General features: G+C 44.7%; 15 protein-coding genes. 11 read left to right on the plus strand and 4 right to left on the minus strand.

Annotated features, from left to right (window positions below; translation table 11 throughout):
* Positions 1 to 2: 2 nt before the first annotated feature.
* Positions 3 to 173, minus strand: coding sequence for a DUF2496 domain-containing protein (locus H0913_RS14255; protein WP_154602431.1), 171 nt, complete (start codon positions 171 to 173; stop codon positions 3 to 5).
* Positions 174 to 183: 10 nt separating this feature from the next.
* A complete protein-coding gene (gene priC, locus H0913_RS14260) occupies positions 184 to 732 on the minus strand; it encodes a primosomal replication protein PriC (RefSeq protein ID WP_154637788.1) in 549 nt (182 codons plus the stop codon).
* A 143-nt stretch (positions 733 to 875) separates the two neighbouring features.
* On the opposite strand from priC, the gene apt reads away from it, so the two are divergent.
* From apt to H0913_RS14305, 9 genes are all read left to right on the plus strand, one after another.
* Positions 876 to 1,427, plus strand: a complete 552-nt coding sequence (gene apt / locus H0913_RS14265) for an adenine phosphoribosyltransferase (protein WP_181477473.1) — start codon at positions 876 to 878, stop codon at positions 1,425 to 1,427.
* A 118-nt stretch (positions 1,428 to 1,545) separates the two neighbouring features.
* Positions 1,546 to 3,492 carry a DNA polymerase III subunit gamma/tau gene (gene dnaX / locus H0913_RS14270; protein ID WP_181477474.1) on the plus strand — a complete coding sequence of 649 codons (1,947 nt, stop codon included), beginning with the start codon at positions 1,546 to 1,548 and terminating at the stop codon, positions 3,490 to 3,492.
* 43 nt (positions 3,493 to 3,535) lie between these two features.
* Complete coding sequence (locus tag H0913_RS14275; RefSeq protein WP_006659291.1) at positions 3,536 to 3,865, plus strand: YbaB/EbfC family nucleoid-associated protein; 330 nt, start codon at positions 3,536 to 3,538, stop codon at positions 3,863 to 3,865.
* Positions 3,865 to 4,464 (plus strand): recombination mediator RecR, encoded by a 600-nt coding sequence (gene recR / locus H0913_RS14280; RefSeq protein ID WP_154602434.1) that lies wholly within the window; start codon positions 3,865 to 3,867, stop codon positions 4,462 to 4,464. The genes H0913_RS14275 and recR overlap by 1 nt, the downstream gene beginning before the upstream one ends.
* Positions 4,465 to 4,816: 352 nt before the next feature.
* The gene (gene htpG / locus H0913_RS14285) at positions 4,817 to 6,691 is read left to right on the plus strand and encodes a molecular chaperone HtpG (protein WP_154602435.1); all 1,875 of its coding nucleotides are present in this window, start codon (positions 4,817 to 4,819) and stop codon (positions 6,689 to 6,691) included.
* Between the two features lie 191 nt (positions 6,692 to 6,882).
* Positions 6,883 to 7,527, plus strand: a complete 645-nt coding sequence (gene adk / locus H0913_RS14290; RefSeq protein WP_036952549.1) for an adenylate kinase — start codon at positions 6,883 to 6,885, stop codon at positions 7,525 to 7,527.
* Between the two features lie 141 nt (positions 7,528 to 7,668).
* A complete protein-coding gene (gene hemH / locus H0913_RS14295) occupies positions 7,669 to 8,643 on the plus strand; it encodes a ferrochelatase (RefSeq protein ID WP_154637789.1) in 975 nt (324 codons plus the stop codon).
* Positions 8,644 to 8,754: 111 nt separating this feature from the next.
* Positions 8,755 to 9,882 (plus strand): LPS O-antigen length regulator Wzz(fepE), encoded by a 1,128-nt coding sequence (wzz(fepE), locus tag H0913_RS14300; RefSeq protein WP_154602437.1) that lies wholly within the window; start codon positions 8,755 to 8,757, stop codon positions 9,880 to 9,882.
* A gap of 108 nt (positions 9,883 to 9,990) precedes the next feature.
* The gene (locus H0913_RS14305; RefSeq protein WP_036952541.1) at positions 9,991 to 11,304 is read left to right on the plus strand and encodes an inosine/guanosine kinase; all 1,314 of its coding nucleotides are present in this window, start codon (positions 9,991 to 9,993) and stop codon (positions 11,302 to 11,304) included.
* Between the two features lie 86 nt (positions 11,305 to 11,390).
* Here H0913_RS14305 and eutH read toward each other — a convergent pair whose 3' ends face one another.
* Positions 11,391 to 12,641: an ethanolamine utilization protein EutH gene (eutH, locus tag H0913_RS14310; RefSeq protein WP_036952538.1), complete on the minus strand. Its 1,251-nt coding sequence runs from the start codon at positions 12,639 to 12,641 to the stop codon at positions 11,391 to 11,393.
* Positions 12,642 to 12,676: 35 nt separating this feature from the next.
* Positions 12,677 to 14,116 (minus strand): FGGY family carbohydrate kinase, encoded by a 1,440-nt coding sequence (locus H0913_RS14315; RefSeq protein WP_154602438.1) that lies wholly within the window; start codon positions 14,114 to 14,116, stop codon positions 12,677 to 12,679.
* Between the two features lie 242 nt (positions 14,117 to 14,358).
* On the opposite strand from H0913_RS14315, the gene H0913_RS14320 reads away from it, so the two are divergent.
* Both H0913_RS14320 and H0913_RS14325 read left to right on the plus strand, forming a co-directional pair.
* A complete protein-coding gene (locus tag H0913_RS14320) occupies positions 14,359 to 15,759 on the plus strand; it encodes an NAD(P)/FAD-dependent oxidoreductase (protein WP_154602439.1) in 1,401 nt (466 codons plus the stop codon).
* The gene (locus tag H0913_RS14325; RefSeq protein ID WP_181477475.1) at positions 15,756 to 16,985 is read left to right on the plus strand and encodes an NAD(P)/FAD-dependent oxidoreductase; all 1,230 of its coding nucleotides are present in this window, start codon (positions 15,756 to 15,758) and stop codon (positions 16,983 to 16,985) included. The genes H0913_RS14320 and H0913_RS14325 overlap by 4 nt, the downstream gene beginning before the upstream one ends.
* The last annotated feature ends 8 nt before the right edge of the window (positions 16,986 to 16,993 follow it).

Genomic DNA, 16,993 nt, shown 5'->3' on the forward strand with positions numbered 1-16,993 from the left:
TGTTAATTACCATTCTGACAGGCTGCTTCGGCGGCCTGTTTGTTGAGATAATCCTGCTTAACTATCTCTAATGCTTTCAAGACGGTATGGGTATCGACTTCAGCCGATTCTAATAAGTAAATTAAATCTACCGCGAGCTGGGTTTCGAGTGGTGCAGTGTCCAGTGTTTCCATTCACGATCCTCTAATCAAAAAATTGGTTTTCTTGGTGCTCGATGGCTTTTTCAATACGCATTAATGCTTGTCTACAGCGGTATAAGCGCCCGGCTAATGCGGCGAGCTCTTTTTGGCACTGGTGCTGTAAATGTGAGTCAGTTAAGCCACTTAAATAGAGCTCTTTTTCGCTCACCATAGCCTGCAAACGGCGTTCATAATCTTGATGTTGTGATAAACGTTCATATAAATCAACCTGTTCCTTTTTCGTCCGAAAAGAATCTTCTTTTTCCCGTAATCCTTGAGTGGAGAGTTCGCGGGAAATAGCTTGCATTTGATGCACGATTTTTTCGGTTAAAAAGTTCACTTGCTGGGTATGGTTTAGCGAAACGCTATTACACAATTGCTGATACAAGGTATTGAGCTCTTTCTGGCAATCACCCAGTTTGGTGGATTTATGGCTAAATAGCTGCATATCAAATCGGGAGTGTGAAAACTCATGGTCTTTGATGGGGGCGACGCGCTCAGCTAACTCATCAATCTGCTTTTTCAATGCCTCTAACAGAGCCTGTGTTTTCATTTTTTATTCTCAATAAATGTGAAAAGTGGCGGAATATTGATATCCAACAATAAAACTTACAGCAAATAGACGGCTTCTTATTGCATTTTTATGGTAGTTTGCATAGATTCTACCCTTTCGTATTTACTATATTGGTTTTTATTATGACCGCTAAAGAGCAACAACTGCAATTGATTAAAGAAAGTATCGCAACTATCCCTAACTATCCAAAAGAGGGTGTGCTATTTCGCGATATTACCACACTGTTAAATGACCCGGCGGCTTATCAAGCGACAATCGATATGCTGGTTGAGCATTATCAAAACAAAGGTGTGACCAAAATTGTTGGTACTGAAGCCCGTGGTTTCCTGTTCGGCGCTCCTGTTGCATTACGCTTAGGCGTAGGTTTTGTGCCTGTGCGTAAAAAAGGCAAATTACCGCGTGAAGTTTTAAGTATGACGTATGATCTGGAATACGGCACCGACACTCTGGAAATCCACAAAGACAGCATTACCGCGCAAGACAACGTGCTGGTGGTGGATGATCTGTTAGCAACTGGCGGTACTGTCGAAGCGACCGTGAAAATGATCAAACAGCTAGGCGCAAAAGTGGTGGATGCTGCTTTCGTTATCGGACTGCCAGATTTAGGCGGTGTTGAGCGTTTAGCAAAAGAAGGCGTTACTTCCTATAGTCTTGTTGAGTTCCTAGGCCACTAATCTGCTCCGCACTCTTCTTACTATTTTTACTGCAGTCTCGCCCAATGGGTTGAGGCTGTGGTAGCATGGTACTATTATTATATTTATCAATGTCCCATGTTGAATAACAGTGGAATCCATGAGCTATCAGGTACTTGCCCGTAAGTGGCGCCCCCAAAAATTTTCAGACGTTGTTGGTCAGCAGCATGTGTTGACTGCACTTGCTAATGGGCTAGAGCACCAACGGCTTCATCACGCTTATCTTTTCTCGGGTACCCGCGGTGTCGGGAAAACCACGATCGCCCGCTTGTTTGCCAAAGGGTTAAACTGCGAAACGGGGATCACGGCAACACCTTGCGGAAAATGCGCCAACTGTTTGGAAATTGAACAGGGGCGATTTGTTGACCTGATTGAGATTGACGCGGCATCACGCACTAAAGTCGAAGATACGCGAGAATTACTGGATAACGTTCAATACGCACCAGCGCGTGGTCGCTTTAAAGTCTATCTTATTGACGAAGTTCACATGTTGTCGCGCCACAGTTTTAATGCGCTGCTTAAAACATTGGAAGAACCACCGGAACACGTCAAGTTTTTACTGGCGACGACCGATCCGCAAAAACTGCCTGTCACGATTTTATCCCGCTGCTTGCAGTTCCATCTAAAAGCGTTGGATGTCCCACAAATCAGCGAACAGCTTGAGTTGATCCTAAACGCGGAAAATATTGAGCACGATACTCGCGCTCGTCAGTTGATTGCCCGCGCCGCAGACGGCAGTTTGCGTGATGCATTGAGCTTGACTGACCAAGCCATCGCAATGGGACAAGGTAAGGTCACTGCGGATGTGGTGAGCCAAATGCTGGGTACCTTAGATGATGAGCAACCGCTCGCCATTATTGAAGCCTTAGTTCGTGCAGATGGTCTTGGTGTGATGGCCCAAGTCGAGCAAGCTGCTTCCCGTGGCGCTGATTGGGAAAATCTACTGGTTGAAATCCTCTCGCAGCTTCATCGCATTGCGATGATCCAACTACTGCCCGCGGAACAAGAAACCGATCCTTCCTCCACGGAAGGGCGCCTAAGACAAGTGGCACGATTAATTTCTCCAGCGGATCTTCAACTTTTCTACCAAACCTTGCTGGTGGGGCGCAAAGAACTGACATTCGCGCCAGAAAGACGCATGGGCGTGGAAATGGCGTTATTAAGAGCGCTAGCCTTCCACCCAAAGAGCATTATTGAAGAAGTGGAATTGCCGCCGAAATTAGTTTCAAGCGCGCCGACGTCCACTTTTCAGCCAGAGCCAACACCATCAACGGTAAGACGCCCGGCCCCGCAGCCTGCGAGCGCAGAGAACTTACCGGAAAATAGCCCAACATTGCAGCTATTAAAAGCCAGACAGGCACTACAAACGCCACAAAGTGAGGATCCGAGTCCAAAAAAGACTCATCCGGTGACGTCCGAAAGGGCTAAGCCGGCGGTTTCAGCACTTGAACGGCTGGCCGCGGTAACCAGCAAACATCAGCAAAATGTGATGGAAAAAGCGTCACAGAAGACGAAGCCTGCGAAGCCGAAGCCTTACCAGTGGAAGCCTCAAAATGGTGAAGTTCTTGACGCAAAAGACGCAGTAACAACGCCAACTGAAATCAAAGAGGCGTTGGAATATGAGAAAACCCCTGAATTAGCAATAAAAATCACCGAAGAAGGGCGCGAGCGTGATAGTTGGTCAGGGGAAATTGCGCAATTAAATATTCCGAAGCTAGTTGAACAATTGGCTTTGAATTCATATAAAGAAGAATTGGATGAGTCGCAAATTGTATTGCACTTGCGCTCCGCTCAACGCCATCTTGATAAACCTAACGCTCTCAAAGCGTTGCAAGACGCGTTGAGTGAACATTATGGTCGCCCTGTTGAACTGAAAATCGTTCACGATGATAATACGGCGGTGAAAACGCCGCTGGAGTGGCGTCAGGCGATTTATGAAGAGAAACTGGCGCAAGCCCGTCAGTCTATTATTGCGGATAAAACAATTCAAAAATTGCGCGCCATGTTTGATGCGCAATTGGATGAAGAGAGTATTCGCCCCGTTTAACGCTACAGTTGCGAATCTGTAGCCTCAGTTGTGAGAGAAAACTATGTTTGGTAAAGGTGGATTGGGTAACCTGATGAAACAGGCCCAGCAAATGCAAGATAAAATGCAGAAAGTTCAGGAAGAAATCGCTCAACTCGAAGCTACTGGCGAATCTGGTGCTGGCTTAGTCAAAGTGACCATCAACGGTTCACATAACTGCCGTCGTGTTGAAATCGATCCTAGCCTGTTAGAAGACGACAAAGATATGCTGGAAGACTTGATTGCTGCGGCATTCAACGACGCAGCTCGTCGTATCGAAGAAACGCAAAAAGAAAAAATGGCTAGCGTATCTAGCGGTATGCAACTGCCACCAGGCTTTAAGATGCCATTCTAATGCAAACGAGTCCGCTTCTTGAATCATTGATGGAAGCGCTGCGCTGTCTCCCCGGTGTGGGACCCAAGTCAGCGCAGCGAATGGCTTTCCAACTTCTGCAACGTGACCGTAGTGGTGGAATGCGTTTGGCTCAGTCTCTGACTCGTGCAATGTCCGAAATCGGGCATTGCCGCGATTGCCGCACATTTACTGAGCAAGACACCTGCAATATCTGCGATAACCCGCGCCGTCAGCAAAATGGGCTGATTTGCGTGGTGGAAAGCCCCGCAGATATTTATGCTATCGAACAAACCGGTCAATTCTCAGGTCGCTATTTCGTACTCATGGGGCATCTGTCACCATTAGATGGCATTGGACCGATGGATATTGGGCTAGATAGGCTCGAAGAGCGACTTGCATCGGAAAACATCACTGAAGTGATTTTGGCGACCAACCCGACAGTGGAAGGGGAGGCGACGGCGAACTATATTGGGCAGATGTGTGCGCAGTATGGGGTGGCGGCGAGCCGGATTGCGCATGGGGTGCCTGTCGGTGGGGAGTTAGAGATGGTTGACGGAACCACCCTTTCTCACTCGTTGGCGGGACGCCAACGGCTCTAAAGTCCTCGTCATTCTTTGCGCCGTAGCGTTGTTGTCTTCATGCATCAACCCTAGTCACATACTTGTGTATGCTCCCAGGGATTAATGCATTCGACGCCTAGCTACGGCACAAATTATTTAGAGGATGATGGTGGGGAGTTGTTTTTAAAATTTAAAGGCAAACCCCTCAAAGCAAAAACCTTAATTCAAAACCTTCAAAGCAAAGCATCGTAGTTTTTGGTAATTTCCTTTCGTTTAGATTAATTTGGCTACTAATTTGTAGTTAGTGGTTGAATTCTATTTTTTTGTCCCCAAATTAGTTTCCATCGATAAGTCAAAACTAACTATTAGATTGATGATATAGAGGCGATTAATGAGTATGAAAGGACAAGAAACTCGTGGGTTTCAATCAGAAGTCAAACAACTGCTACAGTTGATGATCCACTCTCTTTACTCAAACAAAGAAATTTTTCTGCGTGAGCTAATTTCCAACGCATCCGATGCGGCGGATAAACTGCGTTTTCGTGCATTATCTAAGCCTGAACTGTATGAAAATGACGGCGAACTGCGTGTGCGTATTAGCGCAGACAAAGACAAAGGTACGCTAACTATCAGTGACAACGGCATCGGTATGAGCCGTGAAGAAGTCATTGAAAACTTAGGTACTATCGCTAAATCAGGCACCAAATCATTCTTAGAATCATTAGGCAGTGACCAAGTCAAAGATAGCCAAATGATCGGCCAATTCGGTGTGGGCTTCTACTCCGCATTTATCGTTGCCGATAAAGTCACCGTTCGTAGCCGCGCCGCAGGTGCTGAAGCGAGCGAAGGGGTATTCTGGGAATCTGCTGGCGAAGGTGAATACACTATCGCAGATATCGAAAAAGCCGATCGCGGAACCGAAATCACCTTACATCTACGTGATGACGAAAAAGAGTTTTTAGATAACTGGCGCTTACGTTCCGTTATCAGCAAGTATTCTGACCATATTGCTCTGCCTGTTGAAATCGAAGAGAAAAATGAAGAAGACGGCACGGTTACTTGGGAAAAAATCAACCAAGCGAAAGCGCTGTGGACTCGCAGTAAATCTGAAATTTCAGACGAAGAATATATTGAGTTCTACAAGCATATCTCCCACGACTACGCTGACCCATTAACGTGGGCGCATAACCGTGTGGAAGGGAAACAGGAATATACCAGTCTGCTGTATATTCCATCTCAAGCCCCATTTGATTTGTGGAACCGCGACCAGCGCCACGGTTTAAAACTGTATGTTCAACGCGTCTTTATTATGGATGATGCTGAGCAGTTCATGCCTAATTACCTGCGCTTCGTTCGTGGGGTATTGGATTCCAACGATTTACCGTTGAACGTTTCCCGTGAAATTCTGCAAGACAGCGCACTGACTCGCAACTTGCGCAGTGCACTGACAAAACGTGTTCTGCAAACACTGGAAAAATTGGCGAAAAACGACGCAGAGAAATACCAAACTTTCTGGCAGCAATTCGGGCTGGTTATGAAAGAAGGCCCTGCGGAAGATATGGGCAACGGTGAAGCGATTGCAAAACTGCTGCGCTTTGCAACCACCCATAACGACAGTAGCGTACAAAATGTTTCGCTGGAAGACTACGTAAGCCGCATGGTGGAAGGTCAGGATAAGATTTACTTTATCACTGCCGATAGCTACGCTGCCGCGAAAAGCAGCCCGCATTTAGAGCTGTTCCGTAAGAAAGGCATCGAGGTTCTGCTGTTATCCGATCGCATTGACGAATGGATGATGAACTACCTCTCTGAGTTTGATGGCAAACAGTTCCAATCTGTGAGCAAAGCTGATGAGTCGTTAGACAAGTTAGCAGATGAAAACAAGGCTGAGCAAGAAGAAGCCGAGAAGCAGTTAGAGCCATTTGTTGAGCGCGTAAAAACCTTCTTGGGCGACCGTGTGAAAGAGGTGAAACTGACTCATCGTTTAACCGATACACCAGCCATTGTGACCACTGATGCTGATGAAATGAGCACCCAAATGGCGAAATTATTCGCGGCTGCGGGTCAAGCGGCGCCAGAAGTGAAATATAACTTCGAGCTGAACCCGAGTCATGCATTGGTGAAAAAAGCGTCTGAAGTGGAAGATGAAAGCGTGTTTGCAGATTGGGTGGATGTACTACTCGACCAAGCCTTGCTGGCAGAACGTGGTACGCTGGAAGATCCAAACTTATTCATCAAAAAAATCAACGAATTACTTTTAAAGTAGTCCATTAAGGTATTTTCGTTTTCGAACTTAACCACGTAAAAAAGCGATTTTTTGCGTGGTTTTTTTCTTTTGCGAAAAAAGATAAATGGGAAAACGTTTACGTGTCTTCTTGAGTCAGATGCCATGCTAATGGTATGGTAGAGCGTTTTCTTTTCAAATTATAAAAAACTAAATAGCAAGGGGTTTACGCAATGCGTATCATTCTGCTTGGCGCTCCAGGCGCTGGTAAGGGCACTCAAGCTCAATTTATTATGGAGAAGTTTGGGATCCCTCAGATTTCAACTGGCGACATGTTACGTGCCGCTGTAAAATCAGGGAGCGAATTAGGTTTACAAGCTAAAGAGTTGATGGATAACGGCAAATTAGTGACTGATGAACTGGTTATCGCATTAGTGAAAGAGCGCATCAAACAAGATGACTGTCGCAATGGCTTCTTGTTGGATGGGTTCCCGCGTACCATTCCTCAAGCGGATGCAATGAAAGAAGCAGGCATCAACGTTGATTACGTTTTAGAATTCGATGTTCCTGACGAAATCATTGTTGAGCGTATCATTGGTCGCCGTGTTCACGCACCATCAGGTCGCGTATACCACGTCACTTTCAACCCACCTAAAGTTGAAAACAAAGATGACGTAACTGGCGATGAATTAACTATCCGTAAAGACGACCAAGAAGACACGGTTCGTAAACGTTTGGTTGAATATCATGCACTGACAGCGCCATTAATCGCTTACTATCAAAATGAAGCGAAAGCGAGCAGCACTCAGTACTTCAAGTTAGACGGTACTCGCAAAGTGACTGAAGTGAGCGCAGAGTTAGCAAAAATTTTAGGCTAATTTTTCTGAGCGTGATCTAAATAGATTCAAATAAACAAGGCAGCGCAAAAACGCTGCCTTTCTTTTTGTGCCACAAGTTGGCAAAATTAGTTATTAAAATCTGTTATTGTTGGGAATGATTATCAATTAGGAGCTGTTCTAATGTTAGAAAAAAAATATGGAATTCTATTGGTAAATTTGGGAACGCCCGATGCCCCAACAACAGCAGCCGTTAAACGCTATTTAGCTGAATTCTTAACTGACCCGCGTGTTATTGATGTTTCCCCATTGATTTGGAAGCCGATTTTACATGGCGCTATTTTGCCAATCCGCGCTTCCAAAGTAGCAAAACTTTATGGCTCAATTTGGATGGATGAAGGTTCGCCATTATTGGTTTATTCACAGCGTCAGAAAGAAAAATTATCTGCATTTTTTCCTAATACGCCGATTGAGCTGGGAATGACTTACGGCTCGCCGTCAATAAAGAGTGCTATCGACAACTTGATTGCACAAGATGTGACGGAATTAGTGGTTTTACCGCTGTATCCACAATATTCATGCACCACGACTGCCGCGGTTTATGAAGCCATCACTCGCGCCTTTAAACCGATGCGGACTATCCCGTCAGTGCAGTTTATTCGCAGCTATGCGACACACCCAGCGTATATTCAAGCCTTAGCTGAATCTATCGAAGCCAGTTTTGCGGAACATGGTGAGCCGGATAGGTTGATCCTCTCTTTCCACGGTATCCCGCAGCGTTACTGCGATTCAGGGGATATTTATGATAAAGAGTGTGAGCAAACCACAGAATTATTAAAGCAGGCCCTGAAATTTCCAAGTGACCGAGTGTTAATGACTTACCAATCTCGATTTGGTCGTGAACCGTGGTTAAGCCCATACACGGATCAGACGATGAAAAAGCTACCGTCAGAGGGGGTTAAGTCAGTTCAAGTGGTTTGCCCTGGTTTTTCGGTGGACTGTTTAGAAACCTTAGAAGAAATTAGTGAGCAAAATAAAGAATTTTTCTTACATAATGGTGGTGAGCAATATCGTTATATTCCTGCACTGAATGACAGCGATATCAGCATCAATATGATTCAGTTAATTCTGAAAAATCACTTAGAAAGAGTGATTTGATAGGTAATTTCATAAAGAAGGTTAATGGTTATATCCAAAACTTAAATTTTGACTATAATTATGACCTCAATATTCAATGGTACAATTTAGAGTGCGTTGTTTGGAATTAACATGACTGAAAAAACCAATTTATCTCCAGAATTAAAAAAACAGCTAGAGCAAGATCCGCAATATAAATTGCAGCACAATGATGAGATCGATCTCATGGCGCTGGTGGCGGTTCTGTTCAAGAATAAATTATTGATTATTATTGCAACAGTCATTGTTACCGCACTGAGTATTGGGGTTGTCAAAATGTTACCTCAGAAGTGGACGAGTGAAGCGGTTATTATTCCGCCAACGTCTGAAGAGGTAAAAGAAGCTAATGAATTTTCAGCACGCTTAAATGCATTAGGCATGGAAGTTGACTTGGGTTCTCAGCGTATTTATAACGAATTTATCGTTCAATACCGTTCTAAAGTTAACCAAGAAGCCTTCGTTAAAAGCACCGATTATTTTAAAACACTGCTTGATAAACTCGAGAATAAAAATGATCCTCTCGAGGTTCAACGCTTAGTGAATCGCATCATCGCGGATTCGATTAAATTGAAATACAACGGTAAAGAAAAAGACAGTGATGATAGCGACATCGTTCTGTCATTTACCGCGCCAACAGCGGTTGAAGCGCAAGATTTAATGGATGGGTATATTCGCTATACGGCGAGTATTGTCCGTAAAAGAATGAAAACTGAAGTGGATAATGCGATTGCACGCCAACTGATTTATAGCGTTGAAGCATTAAAACAAGATACCAACAAAATCCAGATTTCTTATGATGTTAAAATTGAGCGTTTAAAACGCGCTATTACCATCGCGAAAGCCGCCGGAATTACACGTCCTATTGCAAGAGACTCAGTGGCAATTAATGATGACCCTGATTACCCAATTGCATTAGGTTCAGAAGCGTTAGAAGAAAAATTGGGCATTGAGTTAAAGAACCGCGACTTAGCGCTGATCAGTGAAAAACTGCAAAATGCAAAAGTCTATATTGAAAACTTAAACTCACTCACAACTAAAGAATTAGATTTTGAGCCAGTGAGATTTATCCTGACTCCAGATTTACCGATTACTAAAGACTCACCTAAATCGATGCTTATCGTGGCATTAGGCGCTATTCTTGGCTTTATTATGAGCTGTGCGTTTGTACTAGGTCGTGACCTATACCGTAATTATAATCAGCAAAATACTCGCCGTAAGTAATCACTCTAAAGCGTTATAAATACCTAACCGGCACCTTTTTATCGAAGGGTGCCGGTTTTGTTTTATCGTGTTAGAATACGGAAATGTTCCTTTTTTAATGTTCCCAATATGAAATTCCCCGGTCAACGCAAATCTAAACATTACTTTCCCGTCTCTCTCAGAGATCCTCTTTTACAACCGATGAAAGAGATGCTCTCTGACGATGAAAACTGCAAATCGTATATTGTGGGTATCGACCAAACGCTCGTCGATATTGAAGCCAAAATTGATGATGAATTTATTGAACGTTATCAATTAAGTAAAGGTCACTCTTTAGTTATCGAAGACGATGCGGCTGAAGCGCTCTACAAAGAGCTCACCGATAAGAAACTGATCACCCATGAGTTTGCAGGCGGCACAATAGGGAATACGCTCCACAATTACTCTGTCTTAGCCGATGACCGCTCCGTCTTATTGGGCACGATGTGCAACAATATTCAGATTGGTAGTTATGCTTATCGCTACCTCTGCCATACTTCAAGCCGTATGGATCTAAACTACCTACAAGGGGTAGATGGCCCTATCGGGCGTTGTTTTACGCTCGTGACTGATAACGGTGAACGTACGTTTGCGATTAGCCCGGGACATATGAACCGCTTACACCCCGATAGCATTCCTGAAGAGATTATTGCAGGCGCATCAGCGCTGGTATTAACGGCTTACTTAGTGCGTTGTAAGCCGGGGGAAACAATGCCGGATGCGACGATGCAAGCTATCCATTATGCGAAAAAGCATAATGTTCCCGTGGTACTGACATTGGGAACCAAGTTTGTTATCGCTCAAGATCCGCAATTCTGGCGTGATTTCCTTAAAGATCATGTCTCCGTGGTCGCCATGAACGAAGATGAGGCCTTAGAATTAACTGGCTTTAGCGACCCTCTATTGGCATCCAATATGGCATTGGATTGGGTTGACCTTGTTTTATGTACCGCAGGGCCTTCAGGGCTGTATATGGCAGGTTTTACGGAAGAAGAATATAAACGTAAAACTCAGCACCCACTACTGCCGGGAGCCATTGCTGAATTTAACCTGTATGAATTTAGCCGCGCGATGCGTATGCAAGATTGCAAACAACCTCGTCGAATTTTCTCTCATATTGAACCTTATATGGGTGGCCCAGAAAAAATCATGAACACCAATGGCGCGGGTGATGGGGCGTTATCTGCGTTACTGCATGATATTACGGCGAACTCTTATCACCGTTCAAATGTGCCGAATTCCAGTAAGCACGAACGCCAATATCTCACTTACTCCTCGCTGGCACAGGTGTGTAAGTATGCGAACCGTGTGAGTTATCAAGTTCTTTCTCAGCATTCACCGCGCTTAACCCGCGGGCTACCAGAAAAAGAAGATAGCTTAGAAGAGTCCTATTGGGATCGCTAACTTGAAGTTGGTAGTTAGAAATAAATAACACAAAAATAAAAAACACCTCGAACGAGGTGTTTTTGTTTTTATCATGATGAGAACGATTACGCTTCTTTGGCGATCCCCGCAGGGTGCTCAGCTTTAACAGCCTCAACGGCTTTTTCATCTTCTTGTTCATAGCGCATCGCTTGTGGAACAGAGATTTTAATCGCAATAAATACCGCTAAGAAACCACCCACTAATTTACCTAACAGGATTGGTAGTACCAATGTTGGTTGGAAGTTTGCGGTAAAGGCTAAGTGGTCGCCAATCGTGGCTTGAGCACAAACCCCAAAGGCCACGCACAATACTTTATCCCTTGCACGCATCTCTTTGAATAAGTGGTAAGTTGCAATGATATTTGCCATCACCATGATGAAACCCAGTGAACCTGTATCGCTCAGCTTTAATCGACGGCTGAGTGCGCTGACTAACGGTTTGCAGTAGCGTTGGAACAGGTAACAGATAGGGAATGTACCTGCGAGCATGATCCCGATATAACCTGCAATCTCGATCGCACGGAATAATTCATTTTGATCGGCAAATAACGGATCGAATCCCCAAGCCCCAAAGACTTTACTAAATACGCCGGTAAAATGTTCCACAATGGAGAAGGCTAATACTAATTTTACGAATGCATCCATGATCTTACCGAAGATCAAAAAGCCCGTAACCATTAACATTGGACGATATTTTAAGCCCGCTGCCAGCAAGAAACAGAAAACGAATAGCGGCATTAGATATTGCAGCATCGTCAAGAAATCAAGGGTGAGTTGATGCGTGGCGGGGGAGTTCGTCGAAATAATATCGCGAACCGGGATATTATTGAGTGTGATCAACAGCAATGAAGCCAATACCCCGAATGGGATTGAGATCAATCCTGCCATTGCCCCTAAGGCTAAATATTTGTGATCTTTACGGTTTAACATCGTTAAACCAACAGGGATCAGATAAACAATGGTTGCCCCTGAGGTATAACCGATCAACATCGCGGTGATCCACATATCGCGATTTGTGGTTAAGGCATCGGCTAACTGATATCCGCCCATATCCACCGCGATAATGGATAGTGCTGCGATAGAAACATCAGAGCCGACAGAGCTAAATACTGGCCCTAGGATGTAAGATATCAATTGTGAAAGTAGTGGAACGGCAGCCATGATCCCAGCTTGAGCGAGAAACACGGGACCAATAGAAAAAATACCGTTTACAAACTCTTTTCCGAGGTCGCTGGCAGGCCTGACAATCGATGCAACGGCACCAATCACGGCACCGCACATGATTAAGTAGATAATATAGTTTCCGAATTCGGCCATAGTAGGGTTTCCTTTCTTTTTTATTGTTGGAAGAATTAATTTCTGAGCTGGCGAGAACGGGCAATAATGTCGCGATACTGTTCCATTACGCCTTGCATGTTGGTTCCATCAGGGCGTGTGACGCTAGTATTGCGTCGTATCGCCATTTCATGGCTTATTCCCAAACCTTTACGAGCAAGCAAGGCAGCCCCGAGTGCTGTGACTTCACGATTTGCTGGTGCTTCAATATTTTTTTGTAATAAATTAGCTAAAAACTGCTTAAAGTACTGATTTGACGATAACCCTCCATCGACTGAAATGGACTGACCTAATGGAGAGATTTTCTCCATTGCGAAAATAACTTCGGCGGAGCGGGCGGCTATTCCTTCTAAGACCGACTGCATCATATCTTTCTTATCGGTATCTAATGAGAGTCCCGCCCATAAGCCAGCAGCGCTGCGATCCCAATAAGGGCAGCCTAAGCCTGAAAGTGCAGGCACAAACGCTAAACCACGTTTAATCGCGGGCTCATCGCGAAAATCTGAAAGCTCATCAAAATCCTCAAATAGACCGATTTTACGTGCCCAGTTGATTGCCGAGGCGGCGTTATACACACCACCATCTAAACCGAAAACAGGGGCTTCTCCTGGAAATTTCCAGCAAAGTGTGGGTAATAATCCGCTTTGATGAGTTTGTGGGATATCGCTCCCCGTCAAGGCTTGCAAAAATGCGCCAGTACCAAAGGTAATCTTGGCATCCCCTTTTTGGCGACAACCATGACCAAAGGTTCCTGCAAATTGGTCGACAATAATCGCGGTGACTGGCGTGAGATGCCCGTCGAGATTGACGGCGCCAAAGTCACCAATATTGTCGCGCAGTGGTGGCAAACAGTGGATTGGTACACCAAAAATCTCACACAGCTGTGGATCCCACTCTAGCGTATGAATGTTGAGTAAAGAGGTACGTGATGCGGAGTTATAATCCGTCACAAAAACATCGCATAAACGATCAAGGAAAAATGCATCCATAGTGCCTATGCGTAGACGATTTTTATCCGCAAGGGATTTGGCCCCCACCACATTCTCCAAAATCCATCCCATTTTGCTGGCCGAGAAATAAGGATCTAAGGGCAGCCCCGACTTTGCTTGGACAAGCGGCTCAAGTCCCGCCTCTTTAAGTTGCTGGATGGTTTTTTCAGTACGCAGATCTTGCCAAACAATTGCGTTATAAAGGGGGCGCTTAGTCTGAGCATCCCACGCAACAATACTTTCGCCTTGGTGACAAATACCAATAGCATCAACGACTTCACAACTATTCAGACACTTAATGATGTTCGTTAGGATCTCTTCAGGATCGTGCTCAACCCAACCACTGTTTAAGGTGATTTGCTTGTGTGGAATACTCATCGGGGAATGGTAATGGCCGCCTTCTTCAAAGACGACGACCCGGGTTCCCGTTGTTCCCTGATCGATAGCGGCATAACGTTGATTGAGCATCGCTGAATTTCCCAGTGTTATAAATGTTGTAAATAGGTTTGTTTTTTTGCTTACTATCGTTTAATCGGAAATAAAATCCACAAAAAACTCACAATAACTTCTGTGAATGTGATAACTGTCACAATAAGATAACAATGTGAGAAGTTTTTGGAGTGTTATTGTGATTTGTGTTGTTTTATATGTTGTGGTTGTGGGAATTATGTGGTTTTATGTGTCCAAGTTTTATATTAAGGATTTCAGCCATGAATGCTAATAATAAAAAAATGTGGGATGTCATTGTCATCGGTGGGGGGGTCATTGGCTGTGCAGTGACCCGAAAATTCACATTGATGGGCGCTAAAACACTGCTGTTAGAGCGTGGTGGCGATATTTTATCAGGAGCAAGCAAAGCAAATAGCGCGTTGTTACATACCGGTTTTGATGCCACACCAGGGACATTAGAATTGGAATGCATGCAAGATGGGTATCAGGAATTCATTGATATTAGAGAGAAAATGAATTTGCCGTTACTCAAAACAGGCGCGTTAGTCGTGGCTTGGAACGAAGAGCAGCTCAATAAGTTGCCGAGTATTGTAGAGCAAGCACACACTAACAACGTCATGGATGTGGGCATGATAGATAAAGAAGAGCTTTATCGTCGAGAGCCTCATTTGGCTGAAGGTGCGCTGGCAGCGGTTGAGGTTCCGGGGGAATCGGTGATTGACCCATGGAGCACGCCGCTGGCGTATTTAACTCAAGCCGTGAAGCACGGTGCAGAATATCAATTCCACTGTGAAGTGACTGCGGGTGAGCTAAATGCGGGAATTTGGACATTATCCACATCAAAAGGTGAGTTTTCTGCCCGATTAGTGATTAACTGTGCCGGTATTAATGGGGATATTGTGGAATCGATTTGCCACCCATCACCATTCGAAATTAAACCGCGCAAAGGTCAGTTTTTGGTATATGACAAAGCGGCTGCGGCCGATATCAATGCGATCATTTTGCCTGTACCCACAGCGATTACTAAAGGTGTTCTGTTATCGAAAACCATTTTCGGTAATTTACTGTTAGGCCCAACAGCGGAAGAACAGCAAGACCGCTGGAAAGCAGAAGTGAAACAAGAAGTCTTGCAAGATTTAATCGACCAAGGCTCACGTATGTTGCCATCACTGCATAATTACAGTGTGACGGCCACCTATGCCGGATTACGTCCCGCCACGGAAGAAAAATATTATCGAATTAATGATTACCCCGAAAGGCAGTGGATATGTGCTGGGGGAATTCGCTCAACGGGCTTAACGGCAGCGTTGGGGGTCGCCAATCACTTAGGGAAACTTTACCAAGAGAATTTTGACGCATTATTTGAGCTATCACCGCCAACTGAATTAATTTGGCCTAAGATGCCGATGCTCTCTGAATATGATGAGCGTGATTACCAATGTAAAAATAATGGCGGCATTGTGTGCCACTGTGAGTTAGTGACTCAACGAGAAATTGAAGCCGCGTTTGATTCTGACATTCCACCAGAATGTTTAGGCGCACTTCGTCGTCGAACTCGCGTCATGATGGGGCGTTGCAACGGTTTTTATTGTAGTAGTCAGGTCGCTGAAATTATTAACGACCGCTTTGACAATACCTTAGCGGTGGAGGCAGTGAAATGAGCTTAAATTACGATGTGATCATTATTGGCTCAGGGCCGGCAGGTATCGCGGCAGCACAAACATTGCGTCGCCGTGGTATTCACAATATTGCGATTTTAGAGCGTGAAGCCCACGCGGGTGGTGTCCCTCGTCATTGCCAACATCCCACTTTCGGTTTGTTAGTATTCAAACGCCCAATGAAAGGCAACCAGTTTGCGGAAAAAATTGTTAAAGACTTGGGCGATACACCAATACTAACGCGTTGCACTGTGACGCAATTACAACCTAATGGCACTTTAACAGTCACAACACCAGATGGGGTGGTTGAAATGCGCGGTAAGCGTATTTTGATTGCAACAGGTGTTCGCGAAACACCACGTCACCCACGCTTAGTTTCTGGCTTGCGTCCTCAAGGTATTTTAACTGCGGGTGCGCTACAGCAATTTGTCTATTTAAAAGGGCAAAAACCATGTTTGAACCCAGTGATCGTTGGCAGTGAGTTAGTCAGTTTCTCTGCATTATGGACATTAAAAAATGCGGGCGTAAAAGCGAAAGCCATGATTGAAAGCGGCGAACGAATTCTGGCATTCAAACCGGCTTCATTGTTTGCGAAAGCCATGGGAACCCCGGTGTATGTGAATAGCAAAATCACGGAAATTGGCGGCTTAGAAAGAGTCGAATATGTGATGGTGGAAACCGCAGGGCAAATACGCAAAATTGAGTGCGACTCTGTGATTTTTACAGGGGGCTTTGTGGGTGAAAATACGTTAATTCGTAAAAGCCACCTGAATTTTGAGGCCAATACAGGCAAACCCGTCACTGACCAGCGTAGCCGCTGTTCAGATGGCAGCTATTACGCGGCGGGTAACATGCTTCATCCTGCGGATATGGGGGATCAGTGCTATCAAGAAGGAGTGATCACCGGCGGGTATATTGCGGATGATTTATTAGCTAATCATCATCAAATGGATGTACAGCAAGGAAATAGATTGCCTGTTCGATTTGCTGAGCCAATTCGTTTTACAGTACCTGCATGTATTAATATGTCCGAAAATACTGCGAAAAATGTGGATTTCAACATTCAAGTCAACAAGGCAATAACGGGAACAATCCGTGTGATGGCGGGCAATACCGTGCTGTATGAAAAGCGTCGTCGTTGTTTACCGACTCGTCGTATTTTGCTGAAAAATATCGATTTAACAAAAATCCAAGCGAGTGCTACTGAAATTACTGTCACTGTTGTATAGTGCTGGAA

Origin of the sequence: Providencia rettgeri (assembly GCF_013702265.1) — a bacterium.
Lineage (GTDB): Bacteria > Pseudomonadota > Gammaproteobacteria > Enterobacterales > Enterobacteriaceae > Providencia > Providencia zhijiangensis.

What these genes read in the sequence shown, in the direction of transcription:
- eutH (WP_036952538.1), bottom strand. Translation starts at nt 12,641, where the DNA reads ATGGCCGAATTCGGAAACTATATTATCTACTTAATCATGTGCGGTGCC.
- H0913_RS14255 (WP_154602431.1), bottom strand. Translation starts at nt 173, where the DNA reads ATGGAAACACTGGACACTGCACCACTCGAAACCCAGCTCGCGGTAGAT.
- apt (WP_181477473.1), top strand. Translation starts at nt 876, where the DNA reads ATGACCGCTAAAGAGCAACAACTGCAATTGATTAAAGAAAGTATCGCA.
- hemH (WP_154637789.1), top strand. Translation starts at nt 7,669, where the DNA reads ATGTTAGAAAAAAAATATGGAATTCTATTGGTAAATTTGGGAACGCCC.
- adk (WP_036952549.1), top strand. Translation starts at nt 6,883, where the DNA reads ATGCGTATCATTCTGCTTGGCGCTCCAGGCGCTGGTAAGGGCACTCAA.
- H0913_RS14325 (WP_181477475.1), top strand. Translation starts at nt 15,756, where the DNA reads ATGAGCTTAAATTACGATGTGATCATTATTGGCTCAGGGCCGGCAGGT.
- H0913_RS14320 (WP_154602439.1), top strand. Translation starts at nt 14,359, where the DNA reads ATGAATGCTAATAATAAAAAAATGTGGGATGTCATTGTCATCGGTGGG.
- H0913_RS14315 (WP_154602438.1), bottom strand. Translation starts at nt 14,116, where the DNA reads ATGCTCAATCAACGTTATGCCGCTATCGATCAGGGAACAACGGGAACC.
- H0913_RS14305 (WP_036952541.1), top strand. Translation starts at nt 9,991, where the DNA reads ATGAAATTCCCCGGTCAACGCAAATCTAAACATTACTTTCCCGTCTCT.
- dnaX (WP_181477474.1), top strand. Translation starts at nt 1,546, where the DNA reads ATGAGCTATCAGGTACTTGCCCGTAAGTGGCGCCCCCAAAAATTTTCA.
- recR (WP_154602434.1), top strand. Translation starts at nt 3,865, where the DNA reads ATGCAAACGAGTCCGCTTCTTGAATCATTGATGGAAGCGCTGCGCTGT.
- htpG (WP_154602435.1), top strand. Translation starts at nt 4,817, where the DNA reads ATGAGTATGAAAGGACAAGAAACTCGTGGGTTTCAATCAGAAGTCAAA.
- H0913_RS14275 (WP_006659291.1), top strand. Translation starts at nt 3,536, where the DNA reads ATGTTTGGTAAAGGTGGATTGGGTAACCTGATGAAACAGGCCCAGCAA.
- priC (WP_154637788.1), bottom strand. Translation starts at nt 732, where the DNA reads ATGAAAACACAGGCTCTGTTAGAGGCATTGAAAAAGCAGATTGATGAG.